15 protein-coding genes and 3 pseudogenes are annotated in these 17,606 nt (G+C 69.1%); 11 read left to right on the forward strand and 7 right to left on the reverse strand.

The genetic code is table 11. From position 1 onward, the window contains the following. Positions 1-229: 229 nt before the first annotated feature. Entirely contained in the window at positions 230-574 is a 345-nt protein-coding gene (locus ACIRP2_RS05675) for a hypothetical protein (protein WP_404246824.1), read from the reverse strand. Positions 575-1,031: 457 nt separating this feature from the next. Between ACIRP2_RS05675 and ACIRP2_RS05680 the strand changes: the two genes are divergently transcribed. Continuing rightward, positions 1,032-1,607 (forward strand): hypothetical protein, encoded by a 576-nt coding sequence (locus ACIRP2_RS05680; protein ID WP_404246826.1) that lies wholly within the window; start codon positions 1,032-1,034, stop codon positions 1,605-1,607. A 344-nt stretch (positions 1,608-1,951) separates the two neighbouring features. Here ACIRP2_RS05680 and ACIRP2_RS05685 read toward each other — a convergent pair. From ACIRP2_RS05685 to ACIRP2_RS05695, 3 genes and pseudogenes are all read right to left on the reverse strand, one after another. Then, positions 1,952-2,065: pseudogene (locus ACIRP2_RS05685) on the reverse strand (MBL fold metallo-hydrolase); the annotation flags it as partial. Between the two features lie 180 nt (positions 2,066-2,245). After that, positions 2,246-3,052 (reverse strand): hypothetical protein, encoded by an 807-nt coding sequence (locus ACIRP2_RS05690; protein ID WP_404246828.1) that lies wholly within the window; start codon positions 3,050-3,052, stop codon positions 2,246-2,248. 486 nt (positions 3,053-3,538) lie between these two features. After that, positions 3,539-3,748: pseudogene (locus tag ACIRP2_RS05695) on the reverse strand (MBL fold metallo-hydrolase); the annotation flags it as partial. 84 nt (positions 3,749-3,832) lie between these two features. Between ACIRP2_RS05695 and ACIRP2_RS05700 the strand changes: the two are divergent. Together ACIRP2_RS05700 and ACIRP2_RS05705 are read left to right on the forward strand one after the other, a co-directional pair. Then, on the forward strand, positions 3,833-4,480 hold the full coding sequence (locus tag ACIRP2_RS05700) for a DUF6518 family protein (RefSeq protein WP_404246830.1): 648 nt from the start codon (positions 3,833-3,835) through the stop codon (positions 4,478-4,480). 117 nt (positions 4,481-4,597) lie between these two features. Next, complete coding sequence (locus tag ACIRP2_RS05705) at positions 4,598-4,945, forward strand: hypothetical protein (RefSeq protein ID WP_404246832.1); 348 nt, start codon at positions 4,598-4,600, stop codon at positions 4,943-4,945. Between the two features lie 54 nt (positions 4,946-4,999). Here ACIRP2_RS05705 and ACIRP2_RS05710 read toward each other — a convergent pair whose 3' ends face one another. Continuing rightward, positions 5,000-5,653 carry an MBL fold metallo-hydrolase gene (locus tag ACIRP2_RS05710; RefSeq protein WP_404246834.1) on the reverse strand — a complete coding sequence of 218 codons (654 nt, stop codon included), beginning with the start codon at positions 5,651-5,653 and terminating at the stop codon, positions 5,000-5,002. A gap of 10 nt (positions 5,654-5,663) precedes the next feature. Further along, positions 5,664-6,353: a maleylpyruvate isomerase family mycothiol-dependent enzyme gene (locus tag ACIRP2_RS05715; RefSeq protein WP_404246836.1), complete on the reverse strand. Its 690-nt coding sequence runs from the start codon at positions 6,351-6,353 to the stop codon at positions 5,664-5,666. A 175-nt stretch (positions 6,354-6,528) separates the two neighbouring features. Between ACIRP2_RS05715 and uvrA the strand changes: the two genes are divergently transcribed. Together uvrA and ACIRP2_RS05725 are read left to right on the forward strand one after the other, a co-directional pair. Further along, on the forward strand, positions 6,529-9,588 hold the full coding sequence (uvrA, locus tag ACIRP2_RS05720) for an excinuclease ABC subunit UvrA (RefSeq protein ID WP_404246838.1): 3,060 nt from the start codon (positions 6,529-6,531) through the stop codon (positions 9,586-9,588). A gap of 300 nt (positions 9,589-9,888) precedes the next feature. After that, positions 9,889-10,317: a ubiquinol-cytochrome c reductase iron-sulfur subunit gene (locus ACIRP2_RS05725; RefSeq protein WP_404246840.1), complete on the forward strand. Its 429-nt coding sequence runs from the start codon at positions 9,889-9,891 to the stop codon at positions 10,315-10,317. A gap of 18 nt (positions 10,318-10,335) precedes the next feature. On the opposite strand, the pseudogene ACIRP2_RS05730 reads toward ACIRP2_RS05725, so the two are convergent. Continuing rightward, a pseudogene (locus ACIRP2_RS05730) lies at positions 10,336-10,845 on the reverse strand (hypothetical protein); the annotation flags it as partial. On the opposite strand from ACIRP2_RS05730, the gene ACIRP2_RS05735 reads away from it, so the two are divergent. The 6 genes from ACIRP2_RS05735 to gap all read left to right on the forward strand — a co-directional run bounded on the left by ACIRP2_RS05735 (position 10,783) and on the right by gap (position 17,503). Continuing rightward, entirely contained in the window at positions 10,783-10,953 is a 171-nt protein-coding gene (locus ACIRP2_RS05735; protein WP_404247208.1) for a hypothetical protein, read from the forward strand. The pseudogene ACIRP2_RS05730 and the gene ACIRP2_RS05735 sit on opposite strands and share 63 nt — an antisense overlap. A 96-nt stretch (positions 10,954-11,049) precedes the next feature. Beyond that, positions 11,050-13,224 carry an excinuclease ABC subunit UvrC gene (gene uvrC, locus ACIRP2_RS05740; RefSeq protein ID WP_404246842.1) on the forward strand — a complete coding sequence of 725 codons (2,175 nt, stop codon included), beginning with the start codon at positions 11,050-11,052 and terminating at the stop codon, positions 13,222-13,224. Then, positions 13,221-14,222, forward strand: coding sequence for an RNase adapter RapZ (gene rapZ / locus ACIRP2_RS05745; protein WP_404246844.1), 1,002 nt, complete (start codon positions 13,221-13,223; stop codon positions 14,220-14,222). The genes uvrC and rapZ overlap by 4 nt, the downstream gene beginning before the upstream one ends. Further along, complete coding sequence (yvcK, locus tag ACIRP2_RS05750) at positions 14,219-15,253, forward strand: uridine diphosphate-N-acetylglucosamine-binding protein YvcK (protein WP_376221333.1); 1,035 nt, start codon at positions 14,219-14,221, stop codon at positions 15,251-15,253. Before rapZ ends, yvcK begins: the two co-directional genes overlap by 4 nt. Next, entirely contained in the window at positions 15,244-16,233 is a 990-nt protein-coding gene (gene whiA / locus ACIRP2_RS05755) for a DNA-binding protein WhiA (protein ID WP_030919772.1), read from the forward strand. Before yvcK ends, whiA begins: the two co-directional genes overlap by 10 nt. Before the next feature lie 259 nt (positions 16,234-16,492). Continuing rightward, entirely contained in the window at positions 16,493-17,503 is a 1,011-nt protein-coding gene (gene gap, locus ACIRP2_RS05760) for a type I glyceraldehyde-3-phosphate dehydrogenase (RefSeq protein WP_376282894.1), read from the forward strand. The last annotated feature ends 103 nt before the right edge of the window (positions 17,504-17,606 follow it).

Below are 17,606 nucleotides of genomic sequence, written 5' to 3' on the forward strand. Positions count from 1 at the left end.
CGTGGCTTTAGCTCGTCGGTGGCGTCAACGCTACCGTTCAACGCACCCGCAGTACCGCCGCAGAACCGGTGCGGGAACACCAAAGCGGGGAGACTCCTTGCGGGGAGATCGAGAGACCCACAGGGCCCGGGAGCTTTGCGGCTAGGGACGATGCCGGCACGCAGAGCGGCGAGCGGACGACGCCCTTGGGTGCTGTCGTGGCGCGCCGCTCGCCGTTCATGTGGGGCGGTTACTCCACGTGGAGGCAGAGCCGTCCCTCGACCCGAGACGGGAGGCTCGCGATGCCGGTCACGAAGTAGGGATCCGGGATGCCGGGGGGAATCTGGCAGCGTACGGTTCCGCCGTCGAAGATGCCCTCGATGCGGAACGCGCCGTAGATGGGGCCTCGCTCGGGCGCCCCGTTGAGGGCCGTACAGTCTTCGCCCTCTGCGCGGGGATTGCCCGCAGTTGACCACACCACCGCGCACCGGTAGGTGGGCTCTTCCTGTGCCTGAGCGGCTGTTGCGGTTGCCAGTGCTGTTCCGGCCAGTGTCACCGCTGCTGCGGTGGCTGCTGCCCATCGGCGTGCTGTCATCCGGCTTCTCCGTGTCGTCATTCGGCCTTCCATCCGGGGGTGCCGAGGTTGCCGGGGTGCGCCCGCCTGCAGGCATGCCAGTAGGCGGGTGAAATTCGGGTTGAGTGAACCAAGGTTTGCTGCGGCGGGCCGTGGCTGCCGGGAAAGCGTCACTCGTCGGATGCCCTCAAACCGCTCGCGTGGGTGAAGCCCCGGCGCACGCCCCGGCCTCCTCAAGCTGGTCCGAAGGCCGCGGCGGCGCCCGCGGCGAAAGTCCGAAGGCCACGGAGTCTCGCCTTGTCCGGCTTCTCCAGGATCACGTTGAGTGTCAAGGATGTTCCCACTAAGGGGTGATCATCTGGTTCGTCCGGGCGTGTCGGTGGCGATCGCCGGAAGCATGTGACATTGCCGGATCGGTTGGCGCGTGGGCCCAACAGCACGGCTTCGGCGTGAAGTTCCGAGTGAAAGGACTCGATACATGGCGAACGAGTTGCACTACGGAGACCGGTTCCACCTGCTCAACCTCTACAACGGTGACGGGGGATACCTCGACGTCAACGGTGGCGCCAGCGCAGGCGGGGCGAAGTACCAGGTGGCAACCGCAACGGTCGCCAACCGCCAGAGCGACAGCGGTACGTGGGAGATCGTTTCCGGGTCCTGCGCGGCCACCGGCGCGTCGGTCAAGAGCGGCGACATCGTCTACTTGCGCAACCTCTACCAGGGCAACGGCGGCTTCCTCGACGCCGGCGGCAGCCCCACCGCCGTCCAGCAGCAAAAGGGCGGCCTGTACGACGTCACCACCGCGTGGGGCAAGGACCGCGACGGCAACAGCAGCCGCTGGCAGATCTTCGACCAGACCGGCTCCCCGTTCGACGGCCTCGTCCGCTTCAACGACACCGTCCAGCTGTGGAGCACCTACGCCAACCGCGGCGGTTTCCTGGAAGTCAGCGAGGCCAGCACCCTCACCGGCGCCCGGAACGACGTCGACACCAACGCCTATGCCAACCCCGGCAACGCCAACGTCACCTTCTGGAAGATCCTGCCCGCCACCTGACCGACCCGGTTGAGGGCATCGGTTCCTCGGTCTCTGCAGGCCGCTCACGGCATGTTTCTGCGGGCTATGGGGTCCACAGACACCTTCCCTGGTCCCTCGCGTCGTCATCGGCAACGCGGAGGACCAGGGCACATCGGCCGGCCAGTTGCCCGCCGACACCAGTTTCCTTGGCCAGGGTGCAGCAACCGCCCTGGCCCTACGGCGGTACAGGTTCAGCCCGCGATCGCAGCGATGATCTTGCCCATGAACGCACGCGCAGTACGCCGCGGAACCGGCACGGGTTCGGGAACACCAAAGCGGGGCCAGCCCTTTTCAGGGCGGCCCCGCTTGTACGAGGTTCCGGTTCACCAGCCTCGGGCTCTCCACTCCGCCAGGTGCGGGCGCTCTGCACCGAGCGTGGTGTCATGGCCGTGGCCCGGGTAGACCCACGTCTCGTCTGGCAGCGGATCGAAGATCTTGGCCGCTGACCCTCGCGCCCGATGCAGCCCCGAGCATCACTCAGCGCTACATGTCCGTTTGCCGTAGCTATACGAGAACAGGGCCAAGTCCGGAGAACACCTTCCGGGTGCCGCTGCGGTGACGAGCCGTTGTTCCGCGGGTACTTCACCGAAGTGGCCGGGCTCCGGGCTCCGGTAGGTCTACGCGGGCGGCTCGATCGTTACCGGTTCGCCCAGATCGTAGAAGCGCTGTGTGGTCGTGGTCATCTCGCCGCCTGCTCTGGATTCGGCCTGCCCGCCGTAAGGCGTGAAGTCGTCCCCGAACCAAAGGATGTGCTCCCGCACGTCCGCGCCCAGGAACGTGTACGGCTTCTTGTTCACGATCCGCCACGCCTCGACGTCCTCCCCATTGTCCAGGGAGATCACGGGCCGTTCCCGCTCCACGGTCCACTCCGGCGCCGACGCGATCATCTGGGCTGTCACCGCCGGATCAGCGAGCGCGCGATAGAGCTTCCCCGTGGCGGCCACCACCCGCTCCTGCGGGTCGGTGCTGCTCTCGTCCCCCTTGACCCACTTGCCGAGCCCCGGGGTCTTGATCCACTCGTCGTCGCCCTTGAAGACGTATGCGTTCTCCCCCTCCGGTCCCGTCATCGAGCCGGACAGCGAGGGCTCGTCCCCGAAGACGAACTGCGAAGTCCCCGACTCGTCCCCCGACTGCACGGACTCCGTACCCGATCCGTACGCCTTCAACGCGGCCACCAGACACTTCGACAGGGCCGAACCGGCGAAGGTCGCGTCGCCCCTGAGCTGGAGCCCGCCGCACTCGGCCGGGGTGGTGAACGCCGGGGACGACGCCTTCGGGCTGCTGCTCTCGTGCGCGGGCCGGCCGGACGACGATTCTGTCCGCGTCGGCTCGGCCGACCCGTCCGACGAGGAGCATCCGGCCAGGGGGCCGACAGCGAGGAGGGTTCCTATGCACACATACCGGCGCAGGCGTCTGGGTCTCATGTTGTTCGAACTCCACTGGTCACGGATGACCTGCGGCCGCAGGCCTCCTTGGGCTCTCACAGGTGAATCCGTCGCCCGCGCACCCAGTGGCAAAGGTGTTTGCCCCACGGGCCGCAGCCGCGGACGCTCGTATGCTAACGGCCGGGGGCGTCCGCTCCCTCCTGCTTGTCGGACCGTCAGCCGTGCGGGCAGGCACGGTGGCCGCACCTCGGAATCCTTGCGACGAGCAAGCGGTCCTCAGGTCGATGCCAGAAACACGGTCGAGCGCCGCCCGGCCCGCGGGGCCCAGGTCGACTTCCCGCCGGGCACGGCCCAAAGAGCGGCCATCGGTCTGGTGAGTGTCCGGCTGCGGTCAGTCGTCGTCCTCGTCGAGCCCAAGTGTGTCCGGGTTTTGCAGTGGCCTGAGGCCGCCGCCGACCGGGGTGGACGCGGTGAAGCTGTAGCGGCCGAGTACCGATGTTCCCCGAGGCCGTGCGAGGTACCGACTTACCAGCCTCGGGCTCCCCACTCCGCCAGGTGCGGGCGTTCCGCACCGAGCGTGGTGTCGTGACCGTGGCCCGGGTAGACCCACGTCTCGTCCGGCAGCCGGCCGAAGAGCTTGGTCTCGATGCCGTTCATCAACGACTCGAAGTCCTTCGGAAGCGTTGTCCTCCCAGGACCGCCCGGGAACAGGGCCGGGGCAGAGCAGGTCACGGGAACGCGCCGTTGGCACCACGCATCCTTACAACTGCACCAAGAGGTGTGAGCCATGCAGCCCTCGACAGAGAAGTGAGCACGACCATGAGCGCGTCCCCGGCCATCGCCTCAGTGCCCGATACGAGCGGAAGGGCCTGGGCCTACGCAACGGCGTCGGCATTCGCCGGAGGACTCCTTCTCGGCGTCCTGACCAATCTGGTCCAGGGCTGGCTTCCGGGTGCGTGGAATCAGATCGCCAACTCCGGTGCGGTCTGGTCCGTCGCCGCGTTCGTCGCAGGCGCACTGCCGGCCCGGAAGGTCGGCTTGCCCGCGGCCGCCGTTGCGGGCCTGTTCGCCGAGTCCGGTCTCGTCGTCGGCTACTACGGCTATGCGGAGGTCGCGCGCGACGGCATGGGCTCTCTGTTCGCTCCCCTCGTCTGGCTCGGCATGGCGTTCATCGCCGGCCCCCTCTTCGGGGTGGCGGGCTTTGGGTGGCGAGGCATCAGCCCGCGCCACCGCGTCATCGGCCTTGCCGCCCTGGCGGGCGTTTTCGGCACGGAAGCCATCCACTACGCCTGGGTTCTGCACTACGCCTCCCAGGCATGGACCTGCCTCGCCGTTCTGGTTCTCGTGCCCCTGCTCATGGGCCGCACCCACAGAGAACGCGCGCTGACCCTCCTGACCGCCATTCCCTTTTCACTACTGGCCTACCTCGTCTTCTACAAACTGATCCTGACGACACTCCTCGGCTGAGAGTGCATGGGCGAGGGGAGTGGCAGCAGCGCGGGCGCCCGAAGCCGTAAGAGGTGGCTCCGGGCCTCGGCATGAGCCCTACGACGTGCTGGCGCCGGGCGCCGGGCCTGGTGGTTCATGGACCGCGTCCTGCCGCTCACGTACGGCCGCCCCCTCGGCCCGCTGCCCCCGCAGGGAGGAACCCGAGCCTGCCCCCGTGGCCGCCCCTGGCTCCCCACCCCGGACGGTCCCCGCGACCGGCCGATGAGGTCGCGGACCGTCCACCGCGACGGCGAGGACTTCCCCGACCCGGAGGCCCCGAAACCGCTCGACATGGCCGCGCTCCCGGAGGCCATCGAAGCGCCGTGGGACGACCAGGACGACGACTCGGAGGGCCTGGACGGTGGCGGACCGGCTGAGCCCGCCACAAGCCCCGTCCTCCGGGGTGGGGAACACATCAAGCTCCCAGAGCGCTGGCTCGCCTGAACGCAGCGACCGCCCTCGCTTCACTTCGAGCGGGGGCGGTCGTCGTTGGTAGGGTCACCAGCCTCGTGCGCGCCACTCCGCGAGGTGGGGTCGCTCCTCGCCGAGGGTGGTGTCGTTGCCGTGGCCGGGGTAGATCCAGGTCTCGTCCGGCAGGACGTCGAACAGCTTGGTCTCCAGGTCGTCCATGAGGGAGTTGAACTCTTCCGGACGTGTTGTCCGACCAGGGCCGCCCGGGAAGAGGCAGTCCCCGGTGAACAGGTGCGGAGCGCCGTGCGGGTCGTCATAGACCAGCGCGATGGAGCCCGGGGTGTGGCCGGCCAGGTGACGGGCGGTCAGGCGGACCCGGCCCACCTGGATCGTGTCGTCGTCGTCGACCAGGACATCGGTCGGGACCGGGATGCCCTCCGCGTCGTACCGTCCGGCGTACGTACGCGCGCCGGTGCCGGCCACCACCTCGCCGAGCGCCTGCCAGTGGTCGCCGTGCCGGTGGGTGGTGACGACGGAGGCGATGCCGTCGTCACCGATCAGCCGCAGCAGGGTCCCGGCCTCGTTGGCCGCGTCGATCAGGAGCTGCTCGCCGGTGGCCCGGCAGCGCAGCAGATAGGCGTTGTTGTCCATCGGGCCGACGGCGACCTTCGAGATCATCAGATCCGTCAACTCGTGTACATCCGCACGACCGCCGACCTTGACCGCTCCGCTGTACGTCATGCGTCTCAGCCTATAGCGGGGGCAGTGCGGGGAGGGGGCCGCCTTCGACGGTCAGCGCCGCCCCGTCGCGACGCCCGCAGAGCCAGCCCAGCAGCTCGGGGGCCGTACCGCGGACCGAGACGGGACCGCCCTGTGCGCCGCCGCCCGTCGTCCACACCCGGCCCTCGTCGTCGGCCACGGCCGTGGACACGACATCGGGGTGACCGCCGAACCGTTCGGCGAGGAAGTCGATCTCCCGGGCGACGAACTCGTCGGAAAGATCCTCCAGCTCGTAACCGATTCCCAGGTCGACATGGTGCAGTTCGACCTCGACGCGGCGGCGGAAGGGGACCCGGGAGGCCGAGTCGGTCACGCCGTTGCGCAGCGTGACCGTGCGGGACCAGTCGGCCGGGGCCGAGGCGGCTGCCGCGAACCGGGCCGCGCTCTCGGCCAGGTCGGCCAGCTGTCCGGCTCTCGGCCGGGTCGCGTCGCGCTCGATGTCGCGGTCGCGGGTTTCGCTGTCTGCGTACATGGGCCGGCCCTGGAGAACATTTACGAGCGCGTCGGCGTTACGAGAGAGATGCGCAACGACATGGCCCCTGCTCCAGCCCGGCAGACGCGAGGGCCGCGCGAGCGAGGCGTCGTCCAATTTCCCTGTGGCGCTGAGCAGTCGATCAGTCGCTTCACGTAGGGCTTCCAGGTCGTGCGCGTGATCAATCATGAGGCTGAGCCTAGCCTCGCCACTCATTCGGGTGAAGGAGTCCATGGGCGTCCGTAAATCGAATGTGCGTGCTATACGCTCGGAGTCGAAAGCTTCGTACATCGCTGTGGCGCCCCCCATACCCTGGGACAGGGGCTCAGTTCCCCCATTTCTCTCTAGAAAGGTGCGGACCGGCGTGGCCGACCGTCTCATCGTCCGTGGCGCTCGCGAGCACAACCTCAAGAACGTCTCGCTCGACCTTCCCCGCGACTCCCTCATCGTCTTCACCGGGCTTTCCGGGTCGGGCAAGTCGTCTCTCGCGTTCGACACGATCTTCGCCGAGGGCCAGCGGCGCTACGTGGAGTCCCTCTCCTCGTACGCCCGCCAGTTCCTCGGTCAGATGGACAAGCCGGACGTCGACTTCATCGAGGGCCTCTCGCCCGCCGTCTCCATCGACCAGAAGTCGACCTCGCGCAACCCGCGCTCGACGGTCGGCACCATCACCGAGGTCTACGACTACCTCCGGCTGCTCTTCGCCCGGATCGGCAAGCCGCACTGTCCCGAGTGCGGGCGGCCGATCTCGCGCCAGTCGCCGCAGGCCATCGTCGACAAGGTGCTCGGCCTGCCCGAGGGCAGTCGCTTCCAGGTGCTCTCGCCACTGGTGCGCGAACGCAAGGGCGAGTTCGTCGATCTCTTCGCCGATCTCCAGACCAAGGGCTACAGCCGGGCCCGGGTCGACGGCGAGACCATCCAGCTCTCCGAGCCGCCCAGGCTGAAGAAGCAGGAGAAGCACACCATCGAGGTGGTCATCGACCGTCTCACGGTGAAGGACAGTGCCAAGCGCCGGCTGACCGACTCGGTCGAGACCGCGCTCGGGCTCTCCGGCGGCATGGTCGTGCTCGACTTCGTCGACCTCCCCGAGGACGACCCCGAGCGCGAGCGGATGTACTCCGAGCACCTCTACTGCCCGTACGACGACCTCTCCTTCGAGGAGCTGGAGCCGCGCTCCTTCTCCTTCAACTCACCCTTCGGCGCCTGCCCCGACTGCACGGGCATCGGCACGCGGATGGAGGTCGACCCGGAGCTGATCGTCCCCGACGAGGAGAGGTCGCTCGACGAGGGTGCGATCCACCCCTGGTCGCACGGCCACACCAAGGAGTACTTCGGCCGGCTGATCGGCGCGCTCGCCGAGGCGCTCGGATTCCGCACGGACATCCCCTGGGCGGGGCTTCCGCAGCGTGCCAAGAAGGCCCTGCTCTTCGGCCACAAGATCCAGACCGAGGTCCGCTACCGCAACCGCTACGGGCGCGAGCGCGCCTACACCACCCCCGCCTTCGAGGGCGCGGTCCAGTTCGTCAAGCGGCGGCACTCCGAGGCGGAGAGCGACTCCAGCCGGGAGCGCTTCGAGGGCTATATGCGGGAGGTGCCCTGCCCGACCTGTGAAGGCACCAGGCTCAAGCCCATCGTCCTCGCGGTGACGGTGATGGAGAAGTCCATCGCCGAGGTCTCCGCGATGTCGATCAGCGAGTGCGCCGAATTCCTCGGCCGGATGAAGCTGAACGCCCGCGACAAGAAGATCGCCGAGCGGGTCCTGAAGGAGGTCAACGAGCGGCTGAGGTTCCTGGTCGACGTCGGCCTCGACTACCTCTCGCTGAACCGTGCGGCAGGCACCCTGTCCGGCGGCGAGGCCCAGCGCATCCGGCTGGCCACCCAGATCGGCTCCGGCCTCGTCGGTGTGCTGTACGTGCTGGACGAACCGTCCATCGGCCTGCACCAGCGGGACAACCACCGGTTGATCGAGACCCTGGTCCGGCTCCGCGACATGGGCAACACGCTCATCGTCGTCGAGCACGACGAGGACACCATCAAGGTCGCCGACTGGGTCGTCGACATCGGCCCCGGCGCCGGTGAGCACGGCGGGAAGGTGGTCCACTCCGGATCGCTCAAGGAGCTGCTGGGCAACGACGATTCGATCACCGGCCAGTACCTGAACGGCAAGAAGTCGATCGCGATGCCCGACATCCGGCGCCCCGTCGACCCGGCGCGCAGGCTCACGGTGCACGGTGCCCGCGAGAACAACCTCCAGGACATCGACGTCTCCTTCCCGCTCGGTGTGCTCACGGCCGTCACGGGTGTCTCGGGTTCGGGAAAGTCGACGCTGGTCAACGACATCCTCTACACCCACCTGGCCCGCGAGCTGAACGGCGCGAAGTCGGTTCCCGGGCGGCACACCCGGGTCGACGGGGACGACCAGGTCGACAAGGTGGTCCACGTCGACCAGTCGCCCATCGGCCGTACGCCCCGGTCCAACCCGGCCACGTACACCGGTGTCTTCGACCACGTCCGCAAGCTGTTCGCGGAGACGATGGAGGCGAAGGTGCGCGGCTATCTGCCGGGCCGCTTCTCCTTCAACGTCAAGGGCGGCCGCTGCGAGAACTGCTCAGGCGACGGCACGATCAAGATCGAGATGAACTTCCTGCCGGATGTGTACGTCCCGTGCGAGGTCTGCCACGGAGCGCGCTACAACCGCGAGACCCTGGAGGTCCACTACAAGGGCAAGTCCATCGCCGAGGTGCTGGACATGCCGATCGAGGAGGGCCTGGAGTTCTTCGAGGCCGTCCCGACGATCGCCCGCCACCTCCGTACGCTCCACGAGGTCGGCCTCGGATACGTCAGGCTCGGCCAGTCCGCGCCGACGCTCTCCGGTGGTGAGGCACAGCGCGTGAAGCTCGCGAGCGAGCTGCAGAAGCGCTCCACCGGCCGCACGGTCTACGTACTGGACGAGCCGACCACGGGTCTGCACTTCGAGGACATCAGCAAGCTCATCAAGGTGCTCTCCGGGCTGGTCGACAAGGGGAACTCGGTGATCGTCATCGAGCACAACCTCGATGTGATCAAGACCGCGGACTGGGTCATCGACATGGGCCCCGAAGGAGGCAACGGCGGCGGTCTGGTCGTTGCCGAGGGGACACCGGAGCAGGTCGCCGGGGTTCCGGCCAGCCACACCGGCAAGTTCCTCCAGGACATCCTGGACCCGGATCGGGTGAGCGAAGCCGCGGTGCCCGCGGCCCGCAAGCCGGTGCGGAACGTGGTGGCGAAGAAGGCCGTCGCCGCGAAGTCGGCCCCGGCCAGGAAGACGGCCACGGCCAGGACGAGCGCGGGGCAGGCCGCCAAGTCCGCCACTGCCAGGACCGCCAAGACGGCAGCGGCGAAGAAGCCCGCGGCGAAGAAGACGACACGCACGCGCAAGGCCTGAGGCCCGCGTACGGGCGGCGGCCCCGGAATCCGGGGCCGCCGCCTTCGTCGGCACGGGGGTGCCCCGCCGGTGCCCGTCGTTGCGGCCGAACGCCCCACACACTCCGATCCGTGGCACGTGCACCCTCCTGACCAGGGACGACTCGTCCGGGGTGGCCCGGCCGACAGGACCCTGGTCCCCGCCGGTATCGTCGGTTCTGTCACCGATGGCTCTGATACCCGCGGTACCTCCGGTATTGGCGTGCCTCAGTCGCCCGCGGTAACTCTCTGCACCCTGCACCCTCTGACCAGTGGAGACCGCATGCCCGGCCAGCCCGCCGCCCGCCGTACCGTGCTGAAGGGTGCCGCGCTCGCCGGCGCCGCCGGGCTGGGAGTGGCGGCCTGCTCGACCGAGTCGAAGCTCGGCCACGCCGTGACGCCGACGCCGACCGCGCCCGTCGAACTCGGCGCTCCGGAAGAGGTTCCGGTCGGCGGATCGAAGCTGTACCGGGACCAGCGGGTCATCGTCAACTGCCCGGCCAAGGGCCAGTACAAGGCCTTCAGCGCCCAGTGCACCCACGCGGGCTGCCTGCTGAACAAGATCGAGGACAACGTGGGGGAGTGCCCCTGCCACGGCAGCCACTTCGACACGACCACCGGCAAGGCGCTGCACGGGCCGGCGACCGCGCCGCTGCCCGAGGTGCCGGTCCGGCTGGAGAGCGGAAAGCTCATCGCGGGCCCCGAGGCCTGACCTCCGCCGCGAACGGATTCACTCCCCGTCCCGGTCGATGCCGACGAGGCCGGGCCGTACATCCTGCTCCACCAGGTGAACGGTCCGGTGTCGGCCGGTGAGAGCGAGATCCGTACGGGCACCGCGCGGTGCGCCCGCCGAGACCTGGGCGAGGCTCCGGCACCGCACCGGCAGCGCGGCCTCGTCGAATCCCACCTGCAGCACGTACTGTCCGAAGCCGAAGCCGAAGCCGAAGCCGAAGCCGAAGCCGAAGCCGAAGCCGCGATCGTACTCGCCGCACGGCCCTCCCACGGCGTCGTCGAAGCCGTGGCCCAAGAGGTACGTGACACCCGCCCTCGGCCGGGTGTCGAAGAACAGCTCCGCGGCGATCACCGCCGTTCCCCGGTCCCAGTGAACCCGCCCTGTCCTGCAGTTCTCCCGGGCCGGCGCCTCCCCCCGCGCCGGATCGCAACCCGGACCGCCCCGGTGGACGGCGAGACGGTGGTCGATGCCGGCGTGGTGCGCGCGCACCACATGCTGCGATACCCGCCGGACGCCTCCTCGGGGAACGGTACGCACGCGGGCCGGAACGGCAGCCCGCGCGCCGCGAGTGCGGTGCGCGGCGCCGGCCCCGTGACCGACGACCGCACCTCCTGACCCGTGCTCCGGGGGCGCGTTCCCGGTCCGCGCCCCGGAGCACGGCTCCACCGCCGACAGGCAGCACTGTCACTGCCCGCAAGTAGGGTGGGACACATGGCAGACCCCTCCAGCTACCGCCCCAAGCCGGGACAGATCCCCGACTCCCCGGGGGTCTACAAATTCCGAGACGAACACCGCCGGGTGATCTACGTCGGCAAGGCCAAGAACCTGCGTCAGCGCCTGGCCAACTACTTCCAGGACCTGGCCGCGCTCCACCCGCGTACGCGCACGATGGTCACCACGGCCGCCTCGGTGGAGTGGACGGTCGTCTCCACGGAGGTCGAGGCGCTCCAGCTGGAGTACTCCTGGATCAAGGAGTTCGACCCCCGGTTCAACGTCAAGTACCGCGACGACAAGAGCTATCCGTATCTCGCGGTCACGCTCAACGAGGAATTCCCGCGGGTCCAGGTCATGCGCGGGGCCAAGAAGAAGGGCGTGCGCTACTTCGGCCCCTACGGGCACGCCTGGGCGATCCGCGAGACGGTCGACCTGATGCTCCGGGTCTTCCCGGTGCGCACATGTTCCGCAGGGGTCTTCAAGAACGCCGCCAGGACCGGCCGCCCGTGCCTCCTCGGCTACATCGGCAAGTGCTCGGCCCCCTGCGTGGGCCGGGTCACCCCCGAGGAGCACCGCGAACTCGCCGTCGACTTCTGCGACTTCATGGCCGGCCGCACCGGTACGTACATCCGCCGCCTGGAGAAGGACATGATGGCGGCGGCCGAGGAGATGGAGTACGAGCGGGCGGCCCGGCTCCGCGACGACGTGGAGGCCCTCAAGCGGGCCATGGAGAAGAGCGCCGTCGTCCTCGCCGACGCCACCGACGCCGACCTGATCGCGGTCGCCGAGGACGAACTCGAAGCCGCCGTCCAGATCTTCCATGTGCGCGGCGGGCGGGTGCGCGGCCAGCGCGGCTGGGTCACCGACAAGGTCGAGAACGTCGACACCTCGGGCCTGGTCGAGCACGCCCTGCAACAGCTGTACGGCGAGGAGACGGGCGACTCCGTCCCCAAGGAGGTGCTCGTCCCGGCCCTCCCCGAGGACCCCGACTCGATCTCCCAGTGGCTCGCCGACCGCCGGGGCTCCCACGTCAGCCTGCGCATCCCGCAGCGCGGTGACAAGAAGGACCTGATGGCGACGGTCCAGCGCAACGCCCAGCAGGCCCTGGGGCTGCACAAGACCAAGCGCGCCTCGGACCTGACGACCCGCTCCCGCGCCCTGGAGGAGATCGCCGAGGCGCTCGGCCTCGACACGGCCCCGCTGCGCATCGAATGTTTCGACATCTCCCACCTCCAGGGCGACGACGTGGTCGCGTCCATGGTCGTCTTCGAGGACGGACTGGCCCGCAAGGGCGAGTACCGCCGTTTCCAGATCAAGGGCTTCGAGGGCCAGGACGACGTCCGGTCGATGCACGAGGTGATCGGCCGCCGTTTCAAGCGCTACCTCCAGGAGAAGGAGCGGACGGGGGAGTGGGAGGAGACCCCCGCTCCGACCGGTCCCGTCCCGGCCGCGGACGGCGACACGGTCGCTCCCACGGGGGCCGCAGGGGGTACGGGCACGGCTCTCCTCCCGGCTGTCGCCCCCCGCACCAACACCTCTCCCGGTCCGGAGACCGCGCTCACCGGGGAGACCGTGACCGGACCGGGTGCCGACCCTGTCCCGGACAGCGCCCCGGACCCGGACACGGAGCCCCGTGAGGACGACGGCCGGCCCAAGCGGTTCGCCTATCCGCCGCAGCTCGTCGTGGTCGACGGCGGTCAGCCGCAGGTCGCCGCGGCCAAGCGGGCCCTCGACGAGCTGGGGATCGACGACATCGCCGTCTGCGGCCTCGCCAAGCGCCTGGAAGAGGTCTGGCTGCCCGATGACGACGACCCCGTCGTCCTGCCCCGCTCCAGCGAGGGCCTCTATCTCCTCCAGCGCGTCCGTGACGAGGCCCACCGCTTCGCGATCACGTATCAGCGCGCCAAGCGTGCCAAGCGCATCCGTTCCAGCCCCCTGGACGCGGTCGTAGGCCTCGGAGAGACCCGGAAACAGGCGTTGATCAAGCATTTCGGCTCCGTGAAGAAGCTGAAGCAGGCGACAATCGACGAGATTTGCGAGGTTCCGGGGATAGGCCGCAGAACGGCGGAATCAGTGGCTGTCGCCCTGGCCTCGGCCGCCCCGGCCACGCCCGCCGTGAACACGGCGACAGGAGAGATCATTGAAGAGGACGACGGGGGCAGCACGACATGACTGAGCACGAGAACGAACACGAGCACGAACACGACGTCGAGCAGGACCGCGATGTCGAGCACGACAGCACCGACCGAACAGACGGAGCAGGACACGTGAGTACGGGCACCACCATCGACACGGGCGACGGGAACGCGGCCATCCCCGAGCTGGTGATCATCTCGGGGATGTCGGGCGCCGGACGCAGCACGGCGGCCAAGTGTCTGGAGGACCTCGGCTGGTTCGTCGTCGACAACCTGCCACCCGCCCTGATCCCCACCATGGTCGAGCTCGGCGCCCGCTCGCAGGGCAACGTGGCCCGTATCGCCGTCGTCGTCGACGTGCGTGGCCGCCGCTTCTTCGACAACCTCCGTGACTCCCTCGCCGACCTGGAGGCCAAGCACGTCACCCGGCGGATCGTCTTCCTGGAGTCCTCCGATGACGCCCTGGTCCGCCGCTTCGAATCGGTCCGCCGCCCGCACCCGCTCCAGGGCGACGGCCGGATCGTCGACGGCATCGCCGCCGAGCGCGACCTGCTGCGCGAGCTGCGCGGCGACGCCGACCTGGTGATCGACACCTCCAGCCTCAACGTGCACGAACTGCGTGCCAAGATGGATGCCCAGTTCGCCGGAGACGAGGAGCCGGAGCTGCGTGCCACGGTGATGTCCTTCGGCTACAAGTACGGCCTGCCGGTCGACGCCGACCTGGTGGTCGACTGCCGCTTCCTGCCCAACCCGCACTGGGTTCCCGAGCTGCGGCCGTTCACCGGGCTCAACGAAGAGGTCTCCGCCTACGTCTTCGACCAGCCCGGCGCCAAGGAGTTCCTCAACCAGTACACGGAACTGCTCCAGCTCATCGCCACCGGGTACCGCCGCGAGGGCAAGCGCTACGTGACGATCGCCGTCGGCTGCACGGGCGGCAAGCACCGCTCGGTGGCCATGTCGGAGAAGCTCGCGGCCAGGCTCGCGACCGAAGGCATCGAGACCGTCCTCGTCCACCGGGACATGGGGCGCGAGTGACCAGCCGTAATCTGCGCCTGCGGCGGCTGCGCAGAGCCACCGCTGCGCTGCCCGGCCGCAAGCGCGGCGCGCAGCCCAAGGTCGTCGCGCTCGGCGGCGGCATGGGTCTGTCCGCGTCACTCGCCGCGCTCCGCCGGATCACCGGCGATCTCACGGCCGTGGTCACCGTCGCCGACGACGGAGGTTCCAGCGGCCGGCTCCGCGAGGAGCTCGGCGTCCTGCCGCCCGGCGACCTGCGCAAGGCGCTCGCCGCCCTGTGCGGTGACGACGACTGGGGCCAGACCTGGGCCCGGGTCATCCAGCACCGTTTCCAGTCCAAGGGCGATCTGCACGAGCACGCGGTCGGCAATCTGCTGATCGTCGCCCTGTGGGAGCAGCTCGGTGACCATGTCCAGGCCCTGGACCTGGTCGGCAAGCTCCTCGGGGCGCACGGCCGGGTGCTGCCCATGTCCGCCGTGCCGCTGGAGCTCCAGGCGCTCGTACGGGGCCACGACCCGGATCGCCCGGACGACGTGGACACGGTACGCGGCCAGGCCACCGTGGCGCTCACCCCGGGCGAGGTGCAGTCCGTCCATCTCGTCCCGCACGACCCGCCGGCCGTTCCCGAGGCCGTCGCCGCGGTCCTGGACGCCGACTGGGTCGTGCTCGGTCCGGGGTCCTGGTTCTCCTCCGTGATCCCGCATCTGCTCGTCCCGGAACTGCTCGACGCGCTCGTCGAGACCAAGGCCCGCAAGGTTCTCTCGCTCAATCTCGCACCGCAACCCGGCGAAACTGATGGCTTCTCTCCGCAGCGTCATTTGGAGGTTTTGGGACGACACGCCCCTAAACTCGCCATGGACGTGGTGCTGGCCGACGAAGCCGCCGTGCCCGATCGTGAGTCCCTCGCCGACGCCGCCAAGCGGCTCGGCGCCGCGGTCGAGCTGGCGCCGGTGGCCTCACCCGACGGCGTTCCGATCCATGATCCGGAGCTGTTGGCCGCCGCGTACGACCGTATTTTTCGGATGCATGGAAGGATCGGCCCATGGCGATGACGCCGGCGGTGAAGGACGAAATCTCTCGGCTTCCCGTGACCCGGACCTGCTGCAGGAAGGCAGAAGTCTCGGCGATCCTCCGGTTCGCCGGCGGGCTGCACCTGGTGAGCGGTCGGATCGTGATCGAGGCGGAGCTGGACACCGCGATGGCTGCGCGCCGGCTGAAGCGGGACATCCTCGAAATCTTCGGGCACAGCTCGGAGCTGATCGTGATGGCTCCCGGCGGGCTGCGGCGCGGCTCCCGCTATGTCGTCCGGGTGGTGGCGGGAGGCGACCAGCTGGCCCGCCAGACCGGCCTGGTGGACGGTCGCGGCCGTCCCATCCGCGGTCTGCCGCCGCAGGTGGTCTCGGGGGCCACCTGCGATGCCGAGGCCGCCTGGCGCGGGGCCTTCCTGGCCCACGGCTCGCTCACCGAACCCGGCCGCTCCTCCTCGCTGGAGGTGACCTGCCCGGGTCCGGAGGCGGCACTCGCACTGGTCGGCGCGGCCCGCAGGCTCTCCATCGCGGCGAAGGCCCGCGAGGTGCGGGGGGTGGACCGGGTCGTCGTCCGCGACGGCGACGCGATCGGTGCGCTGCTCACCCGGCTCGGCGCCCATGAGTCGGTGCTGGCCTGGGAGGAGCGGCGGATGCGTCGTGAGGTCCGCGCCACGGCCAACCGGCTCGCCAACTTCGACGACGCCAATCTGCGCCGTTCCGCGCGGGCTGCGGTCGCCGCGGGCGCCCGGGTGGGGCGCGCGCTGGAGATCCTCGGCGAGGAGGTGCCCGAGCACCTCGCGGCGGCCGGACGGCTGCGCATGGAGCACAAGCAGGCATCCCTGGAGGAGCTGGGCGCGCTCGCCGACCCACCGCTGACGAAGGACGCGGTCGCCGGCCGGATCCGCCGACTCCTGGCGATGGCCGACAAGCGGGCCCAGGACCTGGGTATCCCGGGGACGGAGTCGACCCTCAGCGAGGAGCTCGCCGACGGACTGGTGGGGTGACCCGCGAAGGCTGTGAAATCAGCCGAATTCAGAACGCCCGGAAATCCCCGGGGCGTTGACGCTCCGTAGTTGTGACTGCGTGTCCGGCAGGGCATCGGGAGCCCGTACTCCTACCAAGGAGTACGGGCCTCGGCGCTTCTTACGGCCCCGCTCGATGTCACCCCGGGGCCCTCGGAGAGGTAGGGTCGGAGGCGGTCGGGGACATCTCATACAACTCGCCGGGGTGAAAACCCCGCGTACCTAACGAGGAGATCGGTTCGTGACGATCCGCGTAGGCATCAACGGCTTTGGCCGCATCGGTCGTAACTACTTCCGCGCGCTGCTGGAGCAGGGTGCGGACATCGAGATCGTGGCTGTCAACGACCTGGGTGACACCGCGACCACGGCCCACCTGCTGAAGTACGACACCATTCTGGGACGTCTGAAGGCAGAGGTCAGCCACACCGCCGACACCATCACCGTCGATGGTCACACGATCAAGGTGCTCTCCGAGCGCAACCCGGCCGACATCCCCTGGGGTGAGCTGGGCGTCGACATCGTCATCGAGTCGACCGGCATCTTCACGAAGAAGGCCGACGCCGAGAAGCACATCGCAGGCGGCGCCAAGAAGGTCCTCATCTCGGCTCCGGCCAAGGGCGAGGACATCACCATCGTGATGGGCGTCAACCAGGAGAAGTACGACGCGGCCAACCACCACGTCATCTCCAACGCCTCCTGCACCACCAACTGTGTCGCGCCGATGGCCAAGGTCCTGGACGAGAACTTCGGCATCGTCAAGGGCCTGATGACGACGGTCCACGCCTACACGAACGACCAGCGCATCCTGGACTTCCCGCACTCGGACCTGCGTCGCGCCCGCGCCGCCGCCGAGAACATCATCCCGACCACCACCGGCGCGGCCAAGGCCACCGCCCTGGTGCTCCCGCAGCTGAAGGGCAAGCTGGACGGCATCGCCATGCGCGTCCCGGTCCCGACCGGCTCGGCCACCGACCTGGTCGTGGAACTGCAGCGCGAGGTCACCAAGGACGAGGTCAACGCCGCGTTCAAGAAGGCCGCCGACGACGGCGACCTCAAGGGCATCCTCTACTACACCGAGGACCCGATCGTGTCCTCGGACATCGTCGGCGACCCGGCGTCCTGCACCTTCGACTCCTCGCTGACGATGGTTCAGGAGGGCAAGTCGGTCAAGATCCTGGGCTGGTACGACAACGAGTGGGGCTACTCCAACCGTCTTGTCGACCTGACCGTCTTCGTCGGCAACCAGCTCTGACCTCCGGGTCGGCAGGCACCTCGATGTGAGCACGGGGCTCGAACAGCGCAACGCCGCGCCGTTCGAGCCCCGTTGCATGCTCCCTCGTCCTTCCAAGGAGTCC

Origin of the sequence: Streptomyces sp. NPDC101194, from assembly GCF_044767885.1 — a bacterium.
In the GTDB taxonomy this organism is placed as follows: Bacteria; Actinomycetota; Actinomycetes; order Streptomycetales; family Streptomycetaceae; genus Streptomyces.